At 54.9% G+C, this 20205-nt stretch carries 16 protein-coding genes; 8 read left to right on the forward strand and 8 right to left on the reverse strand.

Going from position 1 to position 20205, the window contains the following annotated elements; all coding sequences use genetic code 11:
- Positions 1-135 precede the first annotated feature (135 nt).
- Positions 136-1140, reverse strand: coding sequence for an NAD-dependent epimerase (locus OHJ17_RS08570; protein WP_020956640.1), 1005 nt, complete (start codon positions 1138-1140; stop codon positions 136-138).
- A gap of 1077 nt (positions 1141-2217) precedes the next feature.
- Between OHJ17_RS08570 and OHJ17_RS08575 the strand changes: the two genes are divergently transcribed.
- The 8 genes from OHJ17_RS08575 to wbdC are packed head-to-tail and all read left to right on the forward strand — an operon-like array spanning position 2218 to position 14055.
- Positions 2218-3633 (forward strand): mannose-1-phosphate guanylyltransferase/mannose-6-phosphate isomerase, encoded by a 1416-nt coding sequence (locus tag OHJ17_RS08575; RefSeq protein ID WP_023317053.1) that lies wholly within the window; start codon positions 2218-2220, stop codon positions 3631-3633.
- A gap of 22 nt (positions 3634-3655) precedes the next feature.
- Positions 3656-5038 (forward strand): O9 family phosphomannomutase RfbK, encoded by a 1383-nt coding sequence (gene rfbK, locus OHJ17_RS08580; protein ID WP_012967600.1) that lies wholly within the window; start codon positions 3656-3658, stop codon positions 5036-5038.
- A 5-nt stretch (positions 5039-5043) separates the two neighbouring features.
- Positions 5044-5829, forward strand: a complete 786-nt coding sequence (gene wzm / locus OHJ17_RS08585; protein ID WP_020956642.1) for an O9 family O-antigen export ABC transporter permease subunit — start codon at positions 5044-5046, stop codon at positions 5827-5829.
- A gap of 2 nt (positions 5830-5831) precedes the next feature.
- Positions 5832-7127: an O9 family O-antigen export ABC transporter ATP-binding subunit gene (wzt, locus tag OHJ17_RS08590; protein ID WP_023317052.1), complete on the forward strand. Its 1296-nt coding sequence runs from the start codon at positions 5832-5834 to the stop codon at positions 7125-7127.
- A 20-nt stretch (positions 7128-7147) separates the two neighbouring features.
- On the forward strand, positions 7148-9205 hold the full coding sequence (locus tag OHJ17_RS08595; RefSeq protein WP_032441066.1) for a methyltransferase domain-containing protein: 2058 nt from the start codon (positions 7148-7150) through the stop codon (positions 9203-9205).
- A 10-nt stretch (positions 9206-9215) separates the two neighbouring features.
- Positions 9216-11738, forward strand: coding sequence for a glycosyltransferase family 4 protein (locus OHJ17_RS08600; protein WP_021313311.1), 2523 nt, complete (start codon positions 9216-9218; stop codon positions 11736-11738).
- 46 nt (positions 11739-11784) lie between these two features.
- Positions 11785-12930, forward strand: a complete 1146-nt coding sequence (locus OHJ17_RS08605) for a glycosyltransferase family 4 protein (RefSeq protein WP_023317050.1) — start codon at positions 11785-11787, stop codon at positions 12928-12930.
- Between the two features lie 9 nt (positions 12931-12939).
- The gene (wbdC, locus tag OHJ17_RS08610) at positions 12940-14055 is read left to right on the forward strand and encodes an N-acetyl-alpha-D-glucosaminyl-diphospho-ditrans,octacis-undecaprenol 3-alpha-mannosyltransferase WbdC (protein ID WP_004184789.1); all 1116 of its coding nucleotides are present in this window, start codon (positions 12940-12942) and stop codon (positions 14053-14055) included.
- A gap of 38 nt (positions 14056-14093) precedes the next feature.
- On the opposite strand, the gene hisIE is transcribed toward wbdC, so the two are convergent.
- Genes hisIE through hisD form a run of 7 tightly spaced genes read right to left on the reverse strand, consistent with a single transcriptional unit; the run spans position 14094 to position 20195 of the window.
- Positions 14094-14690, reverse strand: coding sequence for a bifunctional phosphoribosyl-AMP cyclohydrolase/phosphoribosyl-ATP diphosphatase HisIE (gene hisIE / locus OHJ17_RS08615; protein WP_023280322.1), 597 nt, complete (start codon positions 14688-14690; stop codon positions 14094-14096).
- Complete coding sequence (gene hisF / locus OHJ17_RS08620; RefSeq protein WP_004180497.1) at positions 14684-15460, reverse strand: imidazole glycerol phosphate synthase subunit HisF; 777 nt, start codon at positions 15458-15460, stop codon at positions 14684-14686. The genes hisIE and hisF overlap by 7 nt, the downstream gene beginning before the upstream one ends.
- A complete protein-coding gene (hisA, locus tag OHJ17_RS08625; protein ID WP_004175272.1) occupies positions 15442-16179 on the reverse strand; it encodes a 1-(5-phosphoribosyl)-5-[(5-phosphoribosylamino)methylideneamino]imidazole-4-carboxamide isomerase in 738 nt (245 codons plus the stop codon). The genes hisF and hisA overlap by 19 nt, the downstream gene beginning before the upstream one ends.
- Positions 16179-16769 (reverse strand): imidazole glycerol phosphate synthase subunit HisH, encoded by a 591-nt coding sequence (gene hisH, locus OHJ17_RS08630; RefSeq protein ID WP_008804113.1) that lies wholly within the window; start codon positions 16767-16769, stop codon positions 16179-16181. Before hisH ends, hisA begins: the two co-directional genes overlap by 1 nt.
- Complete coding sequence (gene hisB / locus OHJ17_RS08635; protein WP_004144133.1) at positions 16769-17836, reverse strand: bifunctional histidinol-phosphatase/imidazoleglycerol-phosphate dehydratase HisB; 1068 nt, start codon at positions 17834-17836, stop codon at positions 16769-16771. Before hisB ends, hisH begins: the two co-directional genes overlap by 1 nt.
- A complete protein-coding gene (gene hisC / locus OHJ17_RS08640) occupies positions 17833-18894 on the reverse strand; it encodes a histidinol-phosphate transaminase (RefSeq protein ID WP_023317049.1) in 1062 nt (353 codons plus the stop codon). Before hisC ends, hisB begins: the two co-directional genes overlap by 4 nt.
- Positions 18891-20195, reverse strand: a complete 1305-nt coding sequence (gene hisD, locus OHJ17_RS08645) for a histidinol dehydrogenase (RefSeq protein WP_023317048.1) — start codon at positions 20193-20195, stop codon at positions 18891-18893. Before hisD ends, hisC begins: the two co-directional genes overlap by 4 nt.
- Between the last annotated feature and the right edge of the window lie 10 nt (positions 20196-20205).

Below are 20205 nucleotides of genomic sequence, written 5' to 3' on the forward strand. Positions count from 1 at the left end.
GGCAAAAATACCGTCTATAGCACAAAATATTATATAAAAAATAATGAATGTGCATTCCGTCGACACATAGTCAGGACAACGGAGGTTACATAGAAGGGGTTGCCGCAATCAGATGATTGCGGCAGGGCAGGGGGATTAGATCTGATAGTAATCCTTGTACCACTCCACGAAGTTCTTCACGCCTTCCTTCACTGACGTTTGCGGCTTAAAACCCACCAGGTCATACAGCGCTTGGGTGTCTGCGCTGGTGTCCAGCACATCGCCCGGCTGGATCGGCATCATATTCTTCTGCGCTTCCATTCCCAGCGCTTCTTCCAGCGCGGTGATGTAGTCCATCAGTTCCACTGGTGAGCTGTTGCCAATGTTATATACCCGATACGGCGCGGAACTGGTGGCCGGGGAACCGCTCTCAACGGTCCAGTCGGCATTGGCCTGCGGGATCACATCCTGCACCCGAACCACCGCCTCGACGATGTCGTCGATATAGGTGAAGTCGCGCTTCATTTTGCCGTAGTTGTAAACGTCGATACTTTTTCCTTCCAGCATCGCTTTCGTGAACTTGAACAGCGCCATATCCGGGCGACCCCACGGACCATAAACCGTAAAGAAGCGCAGCCCGGTGGTCGGGATGCCGTACAGATGGGAATAGGTATGCGCCATCAGCTCATTGGCTTTCTTGGTGGCGGCATACAGGGAGACCGGATGGTCGACGGAATCTTCGGTGGAGAACGGCATTTTACGGTTAAGGCCGTAAACCGAGCTGGAGGAGGCGTACACCAGGTGTTTCACCTTGGTATGACGGCAGCCTTCCAGAATGTTCAGATACCCCATCAGGTTAGCGTCTGCGTAGGCATACGGGTTTTCCAGCGAGTAGCGCACACCGGCCTGGGCGGCCAGGTGGATCACGCGATCAAATTGCTCTGTGGCGAACAGCTTTGCCATACCTTCACGGTCGGCCAGATCCAGCTGTTGGAAATGGAATGCCGGAGATGCCAGGCGATCCAGACGGGCCTGCTTCAGGCTGACGTCATAATAGTCGTTCATGTTGTCGATTCCGACAACATCATGCCCTTCATTCAGCAGGCGCTGCGCGATATGGAAGCCGATAAAACCTGCGGCACCAGTGACCAAAAACTTCATATTTTTCCTCCGGGGTGTGGATATCCCGTTCTACATAAGTGCCGATTTTACACTGGCTTGCGGTTGGGATCACTTGCTTTGCCGCGTCTTACCCGCCAGGCGAGAGGTGAAGGACGTTTTTTCTGGCAAAACTGCGGTGGCAAAGGCTGATAAATAACAACATTTCTCATTTGACTGTTAGCCTCCGAATAATAACCTTGTGACCGGTCGGTGGTTTAGCGATTCGTGGCGATACCCTAAAGGCAGCCAATACCCTCCGGGACGGCATAATTTTGCTTAAAGTTATATTTTCGTCAGCTGAACATTTAGTAAATGGGCAAAAATCGCGCCATGCTTTCCTCCGTTTTGTCTTTTATATCATTGGTTTATTGTTGTTTTGTTTGTTTAATGAATGTTTAAGATGTGTATTATTTGAGTAATCCATTAATCAGTAGGCTTTTTTATTTTTATTCCCGGCGTCCAGCGCTATAATCAGCGGACGATTTTCTTTGTGGAATGTGCATTGTAGAGCATGAGTCGTTTATCCCACCTGTCGGAACATAGCGCCGCCGCCGTGTGCAAAGGGCCATCAAGCCTGAGCGCGCGCTGTCTCCCAGGCGGCGAAGACGATGTCTCTTCTTCTCTTTCCCCGCATCGTGAACGCTCCCTTTTGCTGCTGGCTCACATCGGCAGGTCGCCCGTTTCTCTTTCATCGATGGCGAAAAGCGCAGACGTTATACCCTGCGTAAATGAGAAAGTCCTGATGGTTAATTCGGCGGCAAATGAGGAAAGTTTGGTGCGTTTGGCGGCCAGGTGAGGAACAGATGCATATTAAAAGCAGAGATATGTCTCAAGGCATATCTCTGCTTTTAGGTTTTCAGGCTCCCCGTTCTGTCAGACTGGCTTTTCAGGCCGCTGAGTGAACGATCTGCCGACAGCCTGAAGCGAAAGCGGGTGGCGTTTAGCCTGGAGCACGGGAGCAGTACGCATTTTGGTTGCGACAGCCAATGGCGGTAGCGTGCCTGAAAAAGGCCGTTCCACCCGACGGTCGATTGATTGATAGTAAAATAAAGCAATTATTTATTTAAGGATTTCATTATGTTACTTCCTGTAATTATGGCTGGTGGTACCGGCAGTCGTCTCTGGCCGATGTCTCGCGAGCTTTACCCGAAACAGTTCCTCCGCCTGTTCGGGCAGAACTCCATGCTGCAGGAAACCATCACCCGACTCTCGGGCCTTGAAATCCATGAACCGATGGTCATCTGTAACGAAGAGCACCGCTTCCTGGTGGCCGAACAGCTGCGCCAGCTCAACAAGCTGTCGAACAACATTATTCTTGAGCCGGTCGGGCGCAACACCGCCCCGGCCATCGCCCTGGCGGCCCTTCAGGCAACCCGTCACGGCGATGACCCGCTGATGCTGGTCCTCGCCGCCGACCATATCATCAATAACCAGCCGGTCTTCCACGACGCCATCCGCGTCGCCGAGCAGTATGCTGAAGAAGGCCATCTGGTCACCTTCGGTATCGTGCCGAACGCCCCGGAAACCGGCTACGGCTACATCCAGCGCGGCGTGGCCCTCACCGACAGCGCCCACACCCCGTACCAGGTGGCCCGTTTCGTGGAGAAGCCGGACCGCGAGCGCGCCGAGGCCTACCTCGCCTCCGGGGAGTACTACTGGAACAGCGGCATGTTTATGTTCCGCGCCAAAAAATACCTTTCCGAGCTGGCCAAATTCCGCCCGGATATCCTCGAAGCCTGCCAGGCCGCGGTCAATGCCGCCGACAACGGCAGCGACTTCATCAGCATTCCGCATGACATTTTCTGCGAGTGCCCGGACGAGTCCGTGGACTACGCGGTGATGGAGAAAACCGCCGACGCGGTGGTGGTCGGTCTCGATGCCGACTGGAGCGACGTCGGCTCCTGGTCCGCCCTGTGGGAGGTCAGCCCGAAAGATGAGCAGGGTAACGTCCTCAGCGGCGACGCGTGGGTGCACAACAGCGAAAACTGCTACATCAACAGCGACGAGAAGCTGGTGGCGGCCATCGGCGTGGAGAATCTGGTGATTGTCAGCACCAAGGACGCCGTGCTGGTGATGAACCGCGAGCGTTCCCAGGACGTGAAGAAGGCGGTCGAGTTCCTCAAGCAGAACCAGCGCAGCGAGTACAAGCGTCACCGCGAGATTTACCGTCCCTGGGGCCGCTGCGACGTGGTGGTCCAGACCCCGCGCTTCAACGTCAACCGCATCACCGTGAAACCGGGCGGCGCCTTCTCGATGCAGATGCACCACCACCGCGCCGAGCACTGGGTCATTCTCGCCGGCACCGGCCAGGTGACGGTGAACGGCAAGCAGTTCCTGCTGACCGAGAACCAGTCCACCTTTATTCCGATTGGCGCCGAGCACAGCCTGGAAAACCCGGGCCGTATTCCGCTGGAAGTGCTGGAGATCCAGTCGGGGTCGTACCTCGGCGAGGACGACATTATTCGTATTAAAGACCAGTATGGTCGTTGCTAATTTTTTCGGGACAAAACGCAGAATGACACAGTTAACATGCTTTAAGGCTTATGACATCCGTGGTGAACTGGGCGAGGAGCTGAACGAGGACATCGCCTACCGTATCGGCCGCGCCTATGGCGAATTTCTGAAACCCGGGAAGATAGTGGTGGGGGGCGATGTGCGCCTCACCAGCGAGTCGCTGAAGCTGGCGCTGGCCCGCGGGCTGATGGACGCCGGCACCGACGTGCTGGATATCGGCCTGAGCGGCACGGAAGAGATTTACTTCGCCACTTTCCACCTCGGGGTGGACGGCGGTATCGAGGTGACGGCGAGCCATAACCCGATGAACTACAACGGCATGAAGCTGGTGCGCGAGAACGCGAAGCCCATCAGCGGCGACACCGGGCTGCGGGATATCCAGCGCCTGGCGGAGGAGAACCAGTTCCCGCCGGTGGACCCGGCGCGTCGCGGGACCCTGCGCCAGATTTCGGTGCTGAAGGAGTACGTCGACCACCTGATGGGCTACGTGGACCTGGCGAACTTCACCCGTCCGCTGAAGCTGGTGGTGAACTCCGGCAACGGGGCGGCGGGGCACGTGATTGATGAAGTGGAGAAACGCTTCGCGGCGGCCGGGGCGCCGGTGACCTTTATCAAGGTGCATCACCAGCCGGACGGCCATTTCCCGAACGGTATCCCGAACCCGCTGCTGCCGGAGTGCCGCCAGGACACCGCCGACGCGGTGCGTGCGCATCAGGCGGACATGGGGATCGCCTTTGACGGCGACTTCGACCGCTGCTTCCTGTTCGATGACGAGGCGTCGTTTATCGAGGGGTACTACATTGTCGGCCTGCTGGCGGAAGCGTTCCTGCAGAAACAGCCGGGGGCGAAAATCATCCACGACCCGCGTCTGACATGGAACACGGTGGACATCGTGACCCGCAGCGGCGGCCAGCCGGTGATGTCGAAGACGGGGCATGCGTTCATCAAGGAGCGGATGCGCCAGGAAGACGCTATCTACGGCGGGGAGATGAGTGCGCACCATTACTTCCGCGACTTCGCCTACTGCGACAGCGGGATGATCCCGTGGCTGCTGGTGGCGGAGCTGCTGTGCCTGAAGAACAGCTCGCTGAAATCGCTGGTGGCGGACCGCCAGGCGGCGTTCCCGGCGTCGGGGGAGATCAACCGCAAGCTGGGGAATGCGGCGGAGGCGATAGCGCGCATCCGGGCGCAGTATGAACCGGCGGCCGCACACATCGACACAACGGACGGTATCAGTATTGAATACCCTGAGTGGCGCTTTAACCTGCGCACGTCCAACACGGAGCCGGTGGTGCGTCTGAACGTTGAGTCCAGAGCGGATACTGCGTTAATGAATGAGAAAACCGCCGAGCTGCTCAACCTGTTAAAAGAGGAATCGCTTTGAGTCCTATGTTTTCAGCGATCTATCGCTACCGTGGCTTTATTATTGACAGCGTTAAACGGGACTTTCAGTCCCGTTACCAGACTAGCTTCTTAGGCGCGGCATGGCTGATCTTACAGCCGATCGCCATGATTTCCGTATATACATTAATCTTTTCTGAGTTAATGCGTGCCCGCCTGGCGGGCATGGACGGCCCTTTTGCCTACAGTATCTACCTCTGTTCCGGGGTGTTAACCTGGGGGCTGTTTACGGAAACGCTCAATAGTCTGGTCAACGTTTTTCTGACCAACGCCAACATTCTTAAAAAGCTTAGCTTTCCGCGGATCTGTTTACCGATCATTGTCACCGCCTCGGCGTTCATTAACTTCCTGATCATTTTTGGTCTGTTTGTACTGTTTCTGATCGTCACGGGCAATTTCCCGGGCATGATTTTCTTTGAAATCATTCCGGTGCTGATCGTTCAGATGCTGTTCACCCTCGGCCTCGGGATCATCCTCGGGGTGCTGAACGTTTTTGTCCGCGACGTCGGGCAGTTCGTGAATATCCTGCTGCAGTTTTGGTTCTGGTTTACGCCCATTGTCTACGTGTCCAAAACGCTGCCGGAGTGGGTCTCTGGTCTGCTGGCGTATAACCCGATGGCGACCATTATCGGTTCATACCAGAACGTGATGCTCTATCACCAGAGCCCTAACTGGCTGGCGCTGCTTCCGGTCACGGTGCTGTCCGTCATTCTGTTTTTATTTGCCTGGCGTTTATTTAAAAAACATGCCGCTGATATTGTGGACGAGATTTAATCATGAGTATCAAAGTTCAGCACGTCGGCAAGGCGTATAAATATTATCCCTCCAAATGGAACCGGGTCATTGAGAAACTTCTGCCGGGCGATAAGCCGCGGCACAGCAAGAAATGGGTATTGAAAGATATCAATTTCAGTATTGAACCCGGTGAAGCGGTCGGCATTGTTGGGGTGAACGGCGCAGGTAAAAGTACGTTACTGAAGCTGCTGACCGGCACCACTCAGCCGACCAAAGGCAGCATTGAGATCCAGGGGCGTGTCGCTGCGCTGCTGGAGCTGGGCATGGGCTTCCATCCTGACTTTACCGGTCGGCAGAACGTGTATATGTCCGGGCTGATGATGGGCCTGAGCCGGGAAGAGATTGAGCGCTTAATGCCGGAGATCGAAGCCTTTGCGGATATCGGTGACTACATTGAAGAGCCCGTGCGCATCTACTCCAGCGGGATGCAAATGCGCCTGGCGTTCGCCGTGGCCACGGCCTCACGCCCGGATATTCTGATCGTCGATGAAGCGCTTTCCGTTGGTGACTCCCGCTTTCAGGCGAAGTGCTATGCCCGTATTGCGGACTTCAAAAAGCAGGGCACCACGCTGCTGCTGGTCTCCCACAGCGCCGGGGATATCGTCAAACACTGTGACCGCGCCATTTTCCTCAAAAATGGTGATATCTGTATGGACGGCACCGCCCGTGACGTGACCAACCGTTATCTGGATGAGCTGTTTGGCAAAGCCGACAAAAACAGCGCGCCAAAAAGCGAAACGGCAACCTCGTCAGCCAGCGGCGAAAGTCAGATGTCTCTCGATGAGATTGAAGATGTGTACCACACGCGCCCAGGCTACCGTCCGGAAGAGTACCGTTGGGGGCAGGGGGGGGCAAAAATCATTGATTATCACATCCAAAGCGCCGGGGTTGATTTTCCGCCTTCACTGACGGGCAATCAGCAGACCGATTTCCTGATGAAAGTCGTATTTGAATATGACTTTGATTGCGTGGTACCGGGTTTGTTAATCAAAACTCTGGATGGCTTATTTCTATATGGTACCAACTCTTTCCTGGCCTCGGAAGGCCGGGAAAACATTTCGGTATCACGTGGGGACGTTAGAGTATTTAAATTCAGTTTTCCGGTTGATTTAAATAGCGGTGACTATCTTCTGTCGTTTGGTATTTCAGAGGGAAGCCCGCAAACCGAAATGACGCCGCTCGATCGTCGCTATGACTCCATCATTTTGCATGTAACTAAGAGCATGGATTTCTGGGGAGTGATTGACCTGAAGTCGACTTTCAATAGTTACAAATGAAGATGAGAAAAAATCATTCCATGACTACTAATACACATAAATTGGTTAGCGAATTACCTGAAATTTATCAGACTATTTTTGGGCATCCTGAGTGGGATGGCGATGCTGCACGAGACTGTAATGAACGGCTCGCGCTAATTAGTGAACAATATGACAGCTTGTCCAGAGAGTTAGGAAGGCCACTACGGGTTCTCGACCTGGGCTGTGCTCAGGGGTTCTTCAGTTTAAGTTTGGCAAGCAAGGGTGCCAGCGTATTAGGTATCGACTTTTTGCAGCAGAACATTGATGTTTGTCAGGCGCTTGCTGAAGAAAATCCACATTGTGATGTCAAATTTCAAGTCGGGCGGATAGAAGACATTGTCAGCACTCTGGAAGAAAACCAATTTGATCTCGCCATTGGACTAAGTGTTTTTCACCACATTGTTCATCTGCATGGGGTTGCTGAAGTCAGATCGCTGTTAGAGCGTTTGGCAAATCTGACGCAGGCGATGATTCTCGAGCTCGCTGTCAAGGAGGAACCACTCTATTGGGGGAAATCTCAGCCTGAAGATCCGCGTGAACTTATTGACCAATGTGCTTTCTATCGATTGATTGGAAGATTTGACACTCATCTGTCTAATATTTCACGTCCGATGTATATTATCAGTAACCACAGGGTTATTCTTCCGGAATTTAATCAGCCTTTTACTTCATGGCGCGACAGTCCTTACACCGGAGCAGGCTTTGCGCATAAACAGAGCCGTCGCTATTATTTCTCTTCGGAGTTCATATGTAAGTTCTATCGTTTTAGTACAGTAAGTTGCTTACTAACTGATAAGGAGAGCGAGCGTAATCGTACTGAACTCGCCCATGAAGAAGCTTTTCTTAAATCTCCACCATCTGGCTTAAAAGTGCCGGCGTTGTTTACTGCAGGGGGGAATGGAGAAGCGGGATGGTTGGTAATGGAAAAAATTCCCGGAGAGCTGTTAAACGACGTTCTGGCCAGTGAACGGCATATTGATCGGGAAAAAGTTATTTCCGATCTCCTCGACCAATTAGTTATTTTGGAAGAACATGGTCTATATCATGATGATTTCAGAACATGGAATGTTTTAATTGACGATAATGACAGCGCTCGTTTAATAGATTTTGGTTCGATTGGCGATGTACAACAAGACTGCAGCTGGCCAGTTAATATTTTCCAGTCGTTCATTATTTTTGTAAATGAAATATTTTGTGAAAATAAATCCTGGAGGGGCTTCTGGCGTTCCGCACCATTAAGTCCTTTCCAGTTGCCTGAACCGTATTCAAATTGGTTGACAGCATTCTGGAAACATCCTGTTGGTGAGTGGAGTTTTGCTTTACTCCAACAACTCTTTTCAACCAAAGATGCTCTACCGGCTGCGAGTTCCATTATGGACGCTTCTGATCTATGGGTCCGGGCTCAGGAGCCCGTATTGTTGGAAAGTCAAACGCAAATACGCAATACGGATGCGCGGGTAGTCCGTCTCGAGTCGCAAATCAATGAACTCACCTCCCTGATTAATATTATGGGTGAGAGCATTCAGACGTTTGAGAAGCGTGAGTATCCGCCACAAGACGTTACTACTAATGTACAGCCGCGTATCGAGATTGAGCAGAGTAAAGCCGTTGATTCAGAAGAGATTATGCGACTTCATACGCAGCTCAATGATGCTCAGCAAGAAATAGAGAATCTACGTCATGAGATTGCTAAAATTCATTATAGTCGCTCATGGAAAATGACCAAGTGGTATCGGTACGCTGGCTTACAGTACTATCTGCTTCGTCAGTACGGCTTCAAACAGCGTTTTAAGCATTTACTCAAACGAGTGCTTAGCAACGTATTTTATTTTTTGCGTGCACATCCACGACTAAAGCAGAAGGTGATCAATCTACTGCGTACAATTGGAATTTATGACTTTGCTTATCGTATGCATCGTCGTATGAATCCTGGTTCACATAACCCTTATCCAAACGACCCACAATACCAGTCGCAGACTGAAAAGCAGATCTTACATCCAGAGTTATTGCCTCCGGAAGTTAACTCAATTTTTAGCGAGCTTAAAAACAAAAGATAAGGTGAGTCACTTGCATATTTTGATTGACGTACAAGGATATCAATCGGAAAGTAAATTCCGTGGAGTTGGTCGCAGCACCTATGAAATGAGTCGTGCGATCATAAAAAATGCGGGCCAGCATCGAGTAAGCATTTTAATGAATGGCATGTATTCGATTGATAGTATAAATGAAATTAAAAAAAGCTGGGGTGATATATTACCGCAGGAAGAAATGTTTATTTTTTCAGCTGCTGGCCCTACAGCTCTTCGCGACTGTGAAAACCATCCCCGGAGTGTTGCCGCCACACTAGCTCGTGAACATGCTATTGCTAATATCAATCCCGACGTTGTTTTTATTATTAATTTCTACGAAGGTTTTGACGATAGTTATACCGTCTCAATTCCTCAAACTACAGTACCATGGAAAACAGTTTGTGTTTGTCACGATCTAATTCCGTTACTGAATAAAGAACGCTATCTGGGCGAACCAAACTTCCGTCAGTATTATTATGATAAACTAGCTCAATACGAAAGGGCGGACGCTATTTTTGCTATTTCCAGATCATCCATGCAGGAAGTTATCGATTACACATCGATTCCGGCAGAAAAAATTATTAATATTTCATCTGGAGTAAGCGATTCATTTAAAATTAAAGATTATACTCACGATGAAATCAAAGACTTACGTAATAAATATCATCTTCCTCAAGAGTTTATTCTTTCTTTGGCAATGATAGAGCCACGTAAAAATATTGAAGCGCTGATTCATGCATATAGTTTATTACCGCATGCCCTGCAACAGAGTTATCCCTTAGTTTTGGCCTATAAAATTAGCACCGATGAAAAGGAAAGGCTGTACCGAGTTGCAGAGAACTATGGTTTATCTCGTAATCAGCTTATTTTTACAGGCTTCTTAAACGATAGTGACCTTATCGCACTTTACAATTTGTGCAAAATTTTCGTTTTCCCCTCTATACATGAAGGGTTTGGCCTGCCGCCACTAGAAGCTATGCGTTGTGGTGCAGCTACGCTGGGTTCAAATGTGACCAGCTTACCCGAGGTCATTGGTATGGAAGAGGCTTTATTTAATCCTCTGGATGTCCCCGACATTTGCCGTGTTATGCAAAGGGCCTTGACTGACAGTGAGTTCTACTCAGCATTAAAAGCTCATGCTCCGGCGCAGGCGGCAAAGTTCACATGGGATCACACCGCGCAGCTCGCGTTAAAGGGATTTGAGAGGCTTGTAGATAAGGCTTCCGCATCAGAACCTCTGGATATCACAAGCTTCACCGCACACACCATTAATAGAATTAAAAATATTGCAGAATTAAGTGAAACCGAACGCTTACAGACAGCCTGGGCGATTGCTCGTAATAGCTTTGCTACACATCAGCGCAAGCTGCTGGTTGATATTTCTGTTCTTGTTGAGCATGATGCGAAAACGGGAATTCAACGGGTTTCTCGCAGTATACTTAGTGAATTACTGAAATCTGGCGTTGCTGGTTATACTGTCAGTGCGGTTTATTATCGACCGGGTGAATGCTATCGCTATGCCAACGAATACCTGAATACCCATTTTAACGGGGCGTTCGGGCCTGATGTACCTGTACTGTTTACCAAAGATGATATTCTGGTTGCTACCGATCTAACTGCCCATCTGTTTCCTGAGCTTACTGTCCAGCTGGATTTTATTCGTCTATCCGGTGCCAAGGTTTGTTTTGTTGTGCATGACATTCTGCCTCTGAGAAGACCGGAGTGGAGCGATGAGGGAATGCAACGCGTGTTCCCCATTTGGTTATCTTGCATTGCGCAGCACGCTGACCGCTTGATTTGTGTATCAGCAAGCGTTGCAGAGGATGTAAAAGCCTGGATTGCGGAAAACAGCCATTGGGTGAAACCGAACCCGCTGCTGACCGTCAGCAACTTCCATCTGGGAGCCGACCTCGATGCCAGCGTACCGTCCACTGGCATGCCGGATAATGCCCAGGCGCTGTTAGCAGCGATGGCCGCGGCTCCATCATTTATCATGGTGGGCACGATGGAACCACGCAAAGGACATGCGCAGACGCTAGCGGCATTTGAAGAATTGTGGTTACAGGGCAAGAACTACAATCTGTTTATCATTGGTAAACAGGGGTGGCATGTTGATGATTTATGTGAACGTTTACGTCACCATCCACAGCTAAATAAAAAACTATTTTGGCTACAAAACATTAGCGATGAGTTCCTTACGAAGTTGTATTCTCAGTCTAGTGCGTTAATCTTCGCATCTCTCGGAGAAGGCTTTGGCCTGCCGTTGATTGAAGCGGCGCAGAAAAAGCTGCCGGTGATTATCCGTGACATTCCGGTGTTTAAAGAGATTGCTCAGGAACATGCGTGGTATTTCTCCGGGGAAGCGCCGGCCGACATCGCGAAGGCCGTCGAAGACTGGTTAGCCCTGTATGAGCAAAACGCGCATCCTCGTTCCGAGAATATCAACTGGTTAACCTGGAAGCAGAGCGCGGAATTTCTCCTGAAAAACCTGCCGATTATCGCGCCAGCCGCGAAGCAATAATCGCTATCAACAGGGCCACCCCGGTGGCCCTTGTGATGAGTTCGTTATGAAAATTATTTTTGCTACTGAGCCAATTAAATACCCGTTAACGGGCATCGGTCGGTATTCCCTGGAGCTGGTTAAGCGGCTGGCGGTCGCCCGCGAAATCGAAGAGCTGAAGCTGTTTCACGGCGCGTCGTTTATCGATCAGATCCCCCAGGTGGAGAATAAAAGCGATACCAAAGCCAGCAATCATGGTCGTTTGTCGGCGTTTCTGCGCCGCCAGCCGCTGCTGATTGAGGCGTATCGCCTGCTGCACCCGCGGCGCCAGGCGTGGGCATTGCGCGACTATAAAGATTATATCTACCATGGTCCCAATTTTTACCTGCCGCATCGCCTGGAACGCGCGGTGACCACGTTTCATGACATCTCCATTTTTACCTGCCCGGAATATCATCCAAAAGATCGGGTTCGCTATATGGAGAAGTCCCTGCATGAGAGCCTGGATTCGGCAAAGCTGATCCTGACCGTCTCTGACTTCTCGCGCAGTGAAATCATCCGCCTGTTCAACTATCCGGCGGAGCGGATCGTCACCACCAAGCTGGCCTGCAGCAGCGACTATATTCCGCGCAGCCCGGCGGAGTGCCTGCCGGTCCTGCAGAAATATCAGCTGGCGTGGCAGGGGTATGCGTTATATATCGGCACCATGGAGCCGCGTAAAAATATCCGCGGTCTGCTGCAGGCCTATCAGCTGCTGCCGATGGAGACCCGCACGCGCTACCCGCTGATCCTCAGCGGCTATCGGGGCTGGGAAGACGATGTGCTGTGGCAGTTAGTCGAGCGCGGTACGCGTGAAGGGTGGATCCGTTACCTGGGCTATGTCCCGGATGAGGACCTGCCTTATCTGTACGCGGCGGCCAGAACCTTTGTTTATCCCTCCTTCTATGAGGGATTCGGTTTACCTATTCTTGAAGCGATGTCTTGCGGTGTGCCGGTAGTATGTTCCAATGTCACTTCTTTGCCTGAGGTGGTTGGCGATGCCGGCCTCGTTGCCGATCCTAATGATGTAGACGCGATTAGCGCGCATATTTTGCAGAGCCTGCAGGATGATAGCTGGCGGGAAATCGCCACCGCGCGCGGTCTTGCCCAGGCGAAACAGTTTTCGTGGGAGAACTGTACGACCCAGACCATTAACGCCTATAAATTACTCTAAGGGTGTCAGTTGAGAGTTCTACACGTCTATAAGACCTACTATCCCGATACCTACGGCGGTATTGAGCAGGTCATTTATCAGCTCAGTCAGGGTTGCGCCCGCCGGGGGATCGCAGCCGATGTTTTTACTTTTAGCCCGGACAAAGAGACAGGTCCTGTCGCCTACGAAGACCATCGGGTCATTTATAATAAGCAGCTTTTTGAAATTGCCTCCACGCCGTTTTCGTTGAAAGCGTTAAAGCGTTTTAAGCAGATTAAAGATGACTACGACATCATCAACTACCATTTTCCGTTTCCCTTTATGGATATGCTGCATCTCTCGGCGCGGCCTGACGCCAGAACGGTGGTGACATATCACTCGGACATTGTGAAACAAAAACGGTTGATGAAGTTGTACCAGCCGCTGCAGGAGCGATTCCTCGCCAGCGTAGACTGCATTGTTGCCTCGTCGCCCAACTACGTGGCCTCCAGCCAGACCCTGAAAAAATATCAGGATAAAACGGTGGTGATACCTTTTGGTCTGGAGCAGCATGACGTGCAGCACGATCCGCAGCGGGTGGCACACTGGCGGGAAACCGTCGGCGATAACTTCTTCCTCTTCGTCGGCGCTTTCCGCTACTACAAAGGGCTGCACATTCTGCTGGATGCCGCCGAGCGTAGCCGGCTGCCGGTGGTGATCGTCGGGGGCGGGCCGCTGGAGGCGGAGGTGCGGCGTGAGGCGCAGCAGCGCGGACTGAGCAATGTGGTGTTTACCGGCATGCTCAACGACGAAGATAAATACATTCTCTTCCAGCTCTGCCGGGGCGTGGTCTTCCCCTCGCATCTACGCTCAGAGGCGTTTGGCATTACGTTACTGGAAGGCGCGCGCTTTGCCAGGCCGCTGATCTCCTGCGAGATCGGCACCGGGACCTCGTTCATTAACCAGGACAAAGTAAATGGCTGCGTGATCCCGCCGAATGACAGTCAGGCGCTGGTGGAGGCGATGAATGAGCTCTGGCATAACGATGAAACCGCCAGCCGCTATGGCGAAAACTCGCGTCGTCGTTTTGAAGAGATGTTTACAGCCGACCATATGATTGACGCTTACGTCAATCTCTACACTACGCTGCTGGAAAGCAAATCCTGAGGCCAGCTACCCCCGCCGTTGCGGCGGGGGTCAACGCGTTAGTGTCGACTCTTCAGATTATCAATCACTTCCCCGAGATCCAGCCCCTGGTCCTGCAGCAGCACCAGCAGGTGATACATCAGGTCCGACGCCTCATTCTTCAGCTCGAAGCGGTCGTTCACGGTGGCGGCCAGCGCGGTCTCCACGCCTTCTTCTCCCACTTTCTGCGCAATACGCTTGGTGCCGCTGGCATACAGCTTCGCCGTGTAGGAGCTCTCCGGGTCGGCGTGTTTACGCTCGGCCAGCAGCTGCTCCAGCTGATAGAGGAACAGCCACTGGTGGCCGGTTTCGCCGAAGCAGCTGGTGGTGCCTTTGTGGCAGGTCGGTCCGATCGGGTTTACCAGCACCAGCAGCGTATCGTTGTCACAGTCCGGCGTGATGCTCACTACATTGAGGACATGGCCCGAGGTTTCACCCTTGGTCCACAGCCGCTGCTTGGTGCGCGAGTAAAAGGTGACCTTGCCGGTGGCTTCGGTTTTCTCCAGCGCCTCCTTGTTCATGTAGCCGAGCATCAGCACTTCGCCGGATACGGCGTGCTGCACGATGGCCGGCATCATGCCGTCCGTTTTTTCCCAGTCCAGCTGTTCAGTCAACATACCCTTATCTCCACGCCCTGTGCCGCCAGGTACGCTTTCAGTTCGCCAATATTAATAATCTGTTTGTGGAATACCGAGGCCGCCAGCGCGCCGTCAACGTCGGCGTCGCGGAAGGCTTCGAGGAAGTGTTCCATAGTGCCCGCGCCGCCGGAGGCGATCAGCGGGACGTGGCACACCGCGCGAACCTTCGCCAGCTGCTGCAGGTCGTAACCGTTGCGCACCCCGTCCTGGTTCATCATATTGAGAACGATCTCGCCTGCGCCGCGCTTCTGCACTTCCTCCACCCAGTCGAGGGTTTCCCACTGCGTCACCCGGGTGCGGCTCTCGTCGCCGGTATACTGGTTGACGTGATACTTGCCGGTCTCTGCGTCAAACCAGGTATCAATCCCCACCACGATACACTGCACGCCAAAGCGGTCGGCAAGGCGGGTGATCAGCGTCGGGTCGGCGAGAGCAGGGGAGTTAATCGAGATCTTATCGGCGCCGAAGGAGAGGATCTGCGCCGCGTCTTCCAGCGACTTGATCCCTCCCGCCACGCAGAAAGGAATATCAATCACTTCCGCTACCCGCGACACCCAGCTCTTGTCGACCACCCGACCGTCGCTGGAGGCGGTGATATCATAGAACACCAGTTCGTCGGCCCCTTCGTCGGCATAGCGCTTGGCCAGCGGGACGATATCGCCGATGATTTCGTGATTACGGAACTGCACGCCTTTCACTACCTGGCCGTCACGAACGTCGAGGCAGGGGATTATCCGTTTTGCCAGCATTGAATGGCCTCCGTTACATTAAATTTACCTTCCAGTAGCGCGCGACCGACAATCACGCCGCGCACACCGGTGCCGCGCAGGGCGGCAATATCATTGAGATCGCCGATGCCGCCGGATGACTGAAACGCCACCTGCGGATAGCGGGCGCAGACTTCCTCGTACAGCGAGACGTTAGAACCCGCCAGGGTGCCGTCGCGGGAGATATCGGTGCACAGCACATGCTGCAGGCCGACCGGCAGATAGCTCTCCACCAGCTCCTCCAGCGTCACGCCGGAGTTCTCCTGCCAGCCGCTGACCGCCACCTGCTTATTGCCGTCGGCGTCGATACGCACGTCGAGGGCGAGCACCAGCCGTTCTGGGCCAAAGCGTTTGAACCAGCCTTTCACTTCCTCCGGGGATTTCACCGCGGTGGAGCCGACCACCACGCGGGCGACGCCGGCCTCAAGCAGGGCCGCGACATCCGCTTCGGTCCGCACGCCGCCGCCGACCTGCACCGGGACGTCAACCCCGGCGACCAGCGATTTCAGCAGCGGGATCTGGCGCTTCGCCGGATCCTTCGCCCCGGTCAGATCGACCAGGTGCAGGACTTCCGCTCCCTGAGCGGCATAGGCCTGCAGGCGCGGCAGCGGATCGCTGCCATAGTCGCGCTGCTGGCCGTAATCGCCCTGATGGAGACGAACGACGGTGCCGTCGATTAAATCTAAAGCAGGAATAATCATCACATCTCCAGGAAGTTTTTCAGCAGCTGCGCCCCGGCGCTCCCGGAGCGCTCCGGGTGAAACTGCACGCCAAAGAAGTTATCTTTCTGCACCGCGGCGGTGAACGCCTCGCCGTAATTGCACTGGGCGATGGTATACGGGTTGACCGGCATGGCGTAGCTGTGCACGAAGTAGAAATACGCGCCTTCTTCAATGCCGCGGAACAGACGATCGCCTGCTTTGGCATACACCCGGTTCCAGCCCATGTGCGGCAGCGGCAGACCGTGGTCGGTCATCTTCGGCACCTCTTCTTCGATAATGCCCAGCAGATCGACGCCGTTGTTCTCCTCGCTGCGCTTGCCGAGCAGCTGCATGCCCAGGCAAATCCCCAGCACCGGCTGGGTACAGGCTTTGATCAGGTCGATCAGATCCCGGTCGCGCAGCTGATCCATCGCCGCCTGGGCGGTGCCGACGCCGGGAAGAAACAGTTTATCGGCACGCAATACCACTTCCGGATCGCGGCTGACCACCGGCTCATAGCCGTGGCGGCCAATCGCCGATTTCACCGAATTGAGGTTGGCGCAGCCGGTATCAAGGATCACCACATTCATTACAGCACCCCTTTGGAAGACGGCAGGGCATCGCCCTGGACGCGGATCGCCTGGCGCAGCGTACGGCCAAAGGCTTTGAACAGGCTCTCCACGCGGTGGTGATCGTTCTTGCCCTTGGTTTTCAGGTGCAGGGTCACCGCCATGGTGTAGGAGAGCGAGCGGAAGAAGTGTTCCACCATCTCGGTGCTCAGATCGCCGACGCGCTGATAGGTGAAGTCCGCCTTATACTCCAGGTGCGGACGGCCGGAGATATCCAGCGCGCAGCGGGCGAGACACTCGTCCATCGGCAGCACGAAGCCGAAGCGGTTGATGCCGCGCTTGTCGCCAAGGGCCAGCTTCAGGGCTTCGCCGAGGGCCAGGCCGGTATCCTCCACCGTGTGGTGGTCGTCGATGTACAGATCGCCGCCGACGTTAACCTCCATGCGGAAGCCGCCGTGGGTGGCGATTTGGTCGAGCATATGGTCAAAAAAGCCGACGCCGGTATGGATCTTGCTGCCGCCTTCGCGGTCCAGCCACACTTTCACATCCACCTGGGTCTCTTTGGTGATGCGCTCGACGTGGGCATAGCGGTCGCGGCGGGTCAGCTGCTCGCAGATGGTCGGCCAGTCGAGCGTCTCGCGGTCATAGCGCAGACCGGTAATTCCCATGTTATCCGCCAGCTCAAGGTCGGTGGCCCGGTCGCCAATCACATAGCTGTGGGCTTTATCCAGCACGCCCTCTTCCAGCCACGGCAGCACCAGCTGCGTTTTTGGCTTGCGGCAGGCGCAGTTGTCGCCCGGGAAGTGCGGACAAATCAGCACCTCTTCAAAGTTAACGCCCTGCGAGGCGAAGATCTGCATCATCAGGTTGTGCGGGCCATCAAACGCTTCCTGCGGCAGACTGTCGGTTCCCAGGCCATCCTGATTGGTGATCATCACCAGCTTATAGCCTTCCTGCTGCAGCTTCAGCAGCGCCGGGATCACCTGCGGCTCAAACGCCAGCTTGTCGAACCGGTCCACCTGGAAATCCTCCGGCGGTTCGGAAATCAGTGTGCCGTCACGGTCAATAAAGAGATACTTCTGGGTCATACATTCTCCGCAGTCAAGGCGTCAATCACGCGCTGGCTCTCGGCACGGGTACCGATAGTGATACGCAAACAGCCGCTTAATGAAGGTTGTTTATTCTGGTCACGTAAGATAATGCCCTGATCCCACAAAGATTTAAACACCGCGCTGGAGGCGGTTATCCGCGCCAGGATATAGTTCGTCTCGGAATCGAAGACCTGCTCTACGCAGGCGATGCCGCGCAGCTGTTCCACCAGGTAGCGGCGCTCGTCAAGGATCTGCGCCACGCGCTGGCGCATTGCCGCAATCCCTTCCGCGCTCAGGGCCTGGGCGGCGATATCGGCCACCGGCGTGGAGAGCGGGTACGGGGCGATCACTTTCAGCAGCACGTTAATCACCTCGGCATTGGCGAGGGTGAAGCCGCAGCGCAGGCCGGCGAGGGCGAAGGCTTTGGACAGCGTGCGCAGCACCACCAGGTGTGGATATTCGCTGAACCAGCCGGCCAGCGTCGCCTGCGGGCAGAATTCAATATAGGCTTCGTCGGCCACCACGATGGCTTTGCCGCGGGTCATCTCCAGCAGGTCGCGCATCGACTGCGGGTCGATAATCTGCCCGGTCGGGTTGTTCGGGCTGCAGACGAAGACCACCTTCACGCCGTCCAGCCGCGCTTCGATGCCCGGCAGGTCGAGCTGCCAGTCGGCCAGCGTCGGCACAGTGCGGCACTCGACGCCGATGGTCTCGGCGCTGACGCTGTACATGCCGTAGGTCGGCGGGCAGTAGAGCACCGCGTCTTCGCCGGGCTCACAGAAGGCGCGGATCAGCAGCTCGATGCCTTCGTCGGCGCCGCGGCTGACCAGCACCTGCTCCGGTTTAACCTCGGCGTAGCGGGCGTAGCTCTCAATCACGGCCTTCGGCTGCGGCTCCGGATAGCGGTTCAGCGTCTGTTCGGTAAGCTGGAAGGCTACGGCGGTAGGGAATTCGTTGGCGTTGAGCCAGACGTCGCCTTTGCCGCCCAGCCGGCGAGCGGATTGATACGGGGTCAGCGCGCGGACGTTGGCGCGGGCTAAATCTTCAATGCTCATGCTTGCTCCTTCAGGGCGGCAACGCGCAGCGTTACGGCGTTTTTGTGGGCGTCAAGGCGCTCGGCGGCGGCCAGGATTTCAATCGTTGAGGCAAGGGCGGCAAAGCCGTCGCGCGACAGCTCCTGCACGGTCATCCGCTTCTGGAAGTCGGCCAGACCGAGGCTTGAGCAGGTGGCGGTGTAACCATAGGTCGGCAGGACGTGGTTGGTGCCCGAGGCGTAGTCGCCCGCGGATTCCGGTGACCAGTCGCCAAGGAAAACGGAACCGGCGCTGGTGATGCTATCCACCAGCTCGCGGGCCTGACGGGTCTGAATGATCAGGTGCTCCGGGCCGTACTGGTTGGAGATAGCCACGCACTGCGCCAGATCGCGGGCCACGATGATCCGGCTGGCGGAGAGCGCCACGCGGGCGGTTTCCGCGCGCGGCAGGGCGGACAGCTGGCGCTCCACGGCTTCGGCGACGCGGCTGCCCATGTCGGCGTCCGGGGTCAGGAGGATCACCTGCGAGTCCGGGCCGTGTTCCGCCTGCGACAGCAGGTCAGAGGCGACAAAGTCCGGGTTGGCGCCGCTGTCGGCGATGACCAGCACTTCCGACGGGCCGGCCGGCATGTCGATGGCTGCGCCGTCCAGACGCTGGCTGACCTGGCGTTTGGCTTCCGTGACGTAAGCGTTGCCCGGGCCAAAGATTTTATCCACCTTCGGCACCGACTCCGTACCGAGGGCGAGGGCGGCGATGGCCTGGGCGCCGCCGACGTTAAAGATGGTTTTTACGCCGCACAGCTGTGCGGCATAGAGGATCTCATCGGCAATCGGCGGCGGCGAGCAGAGCACCACCTGCTGACAGCCGGCGATGCGCGCCGGCGTCGCCAGCATCAGCACCGTGGAGAACAGCGGCGCTGAGCCGCCGGGAATGTACAGTCCGACGGAGGCGATAGGGCGGGTGACCTGCTGGCAGCGCACCCCCGGCAGCGTTTCGACATCCACCGCCTGCAGCTGTTGCGCGTTGTGGAAGGTCTCGATGTTTTTCACCGCCACCGCCATCGCCTGCTTCAGCTCATCGCTGAGGCGCTCGCCGGCGGCGGCGATCTCCGCCTCGCTCACCTGCAGCGCGGCGACGGTGGTTTTATCAAACTTCGCGCTGTATTCGCGCAGCGCCGCGTCGCCGTTGGCTTTGACGTTATTCAGGATCTCCGTCACCGTTTTACTGATGCTGTCGGAGGCAGAAATCGCCGGGCGCGTTAAGAGTTGCTGTTGTTGGTCTGCGCTACAGCCGTTCCAGTCGATGATTGTGTTGAAGCTCATGATTGTATTC

Origin of the sequence: Klebsiella sp. KP20-425-1 (genome assembly GCF_025813515.1) — a bacterium.
In the GTDB taxonomy this organism is placed as follows: Bacteria; Pseudomonadota; Gammaproteobacteria; order Enterobacterales; family Enterobacteriaceae; genus Klebsiella; species Klebsiella pneumoniae.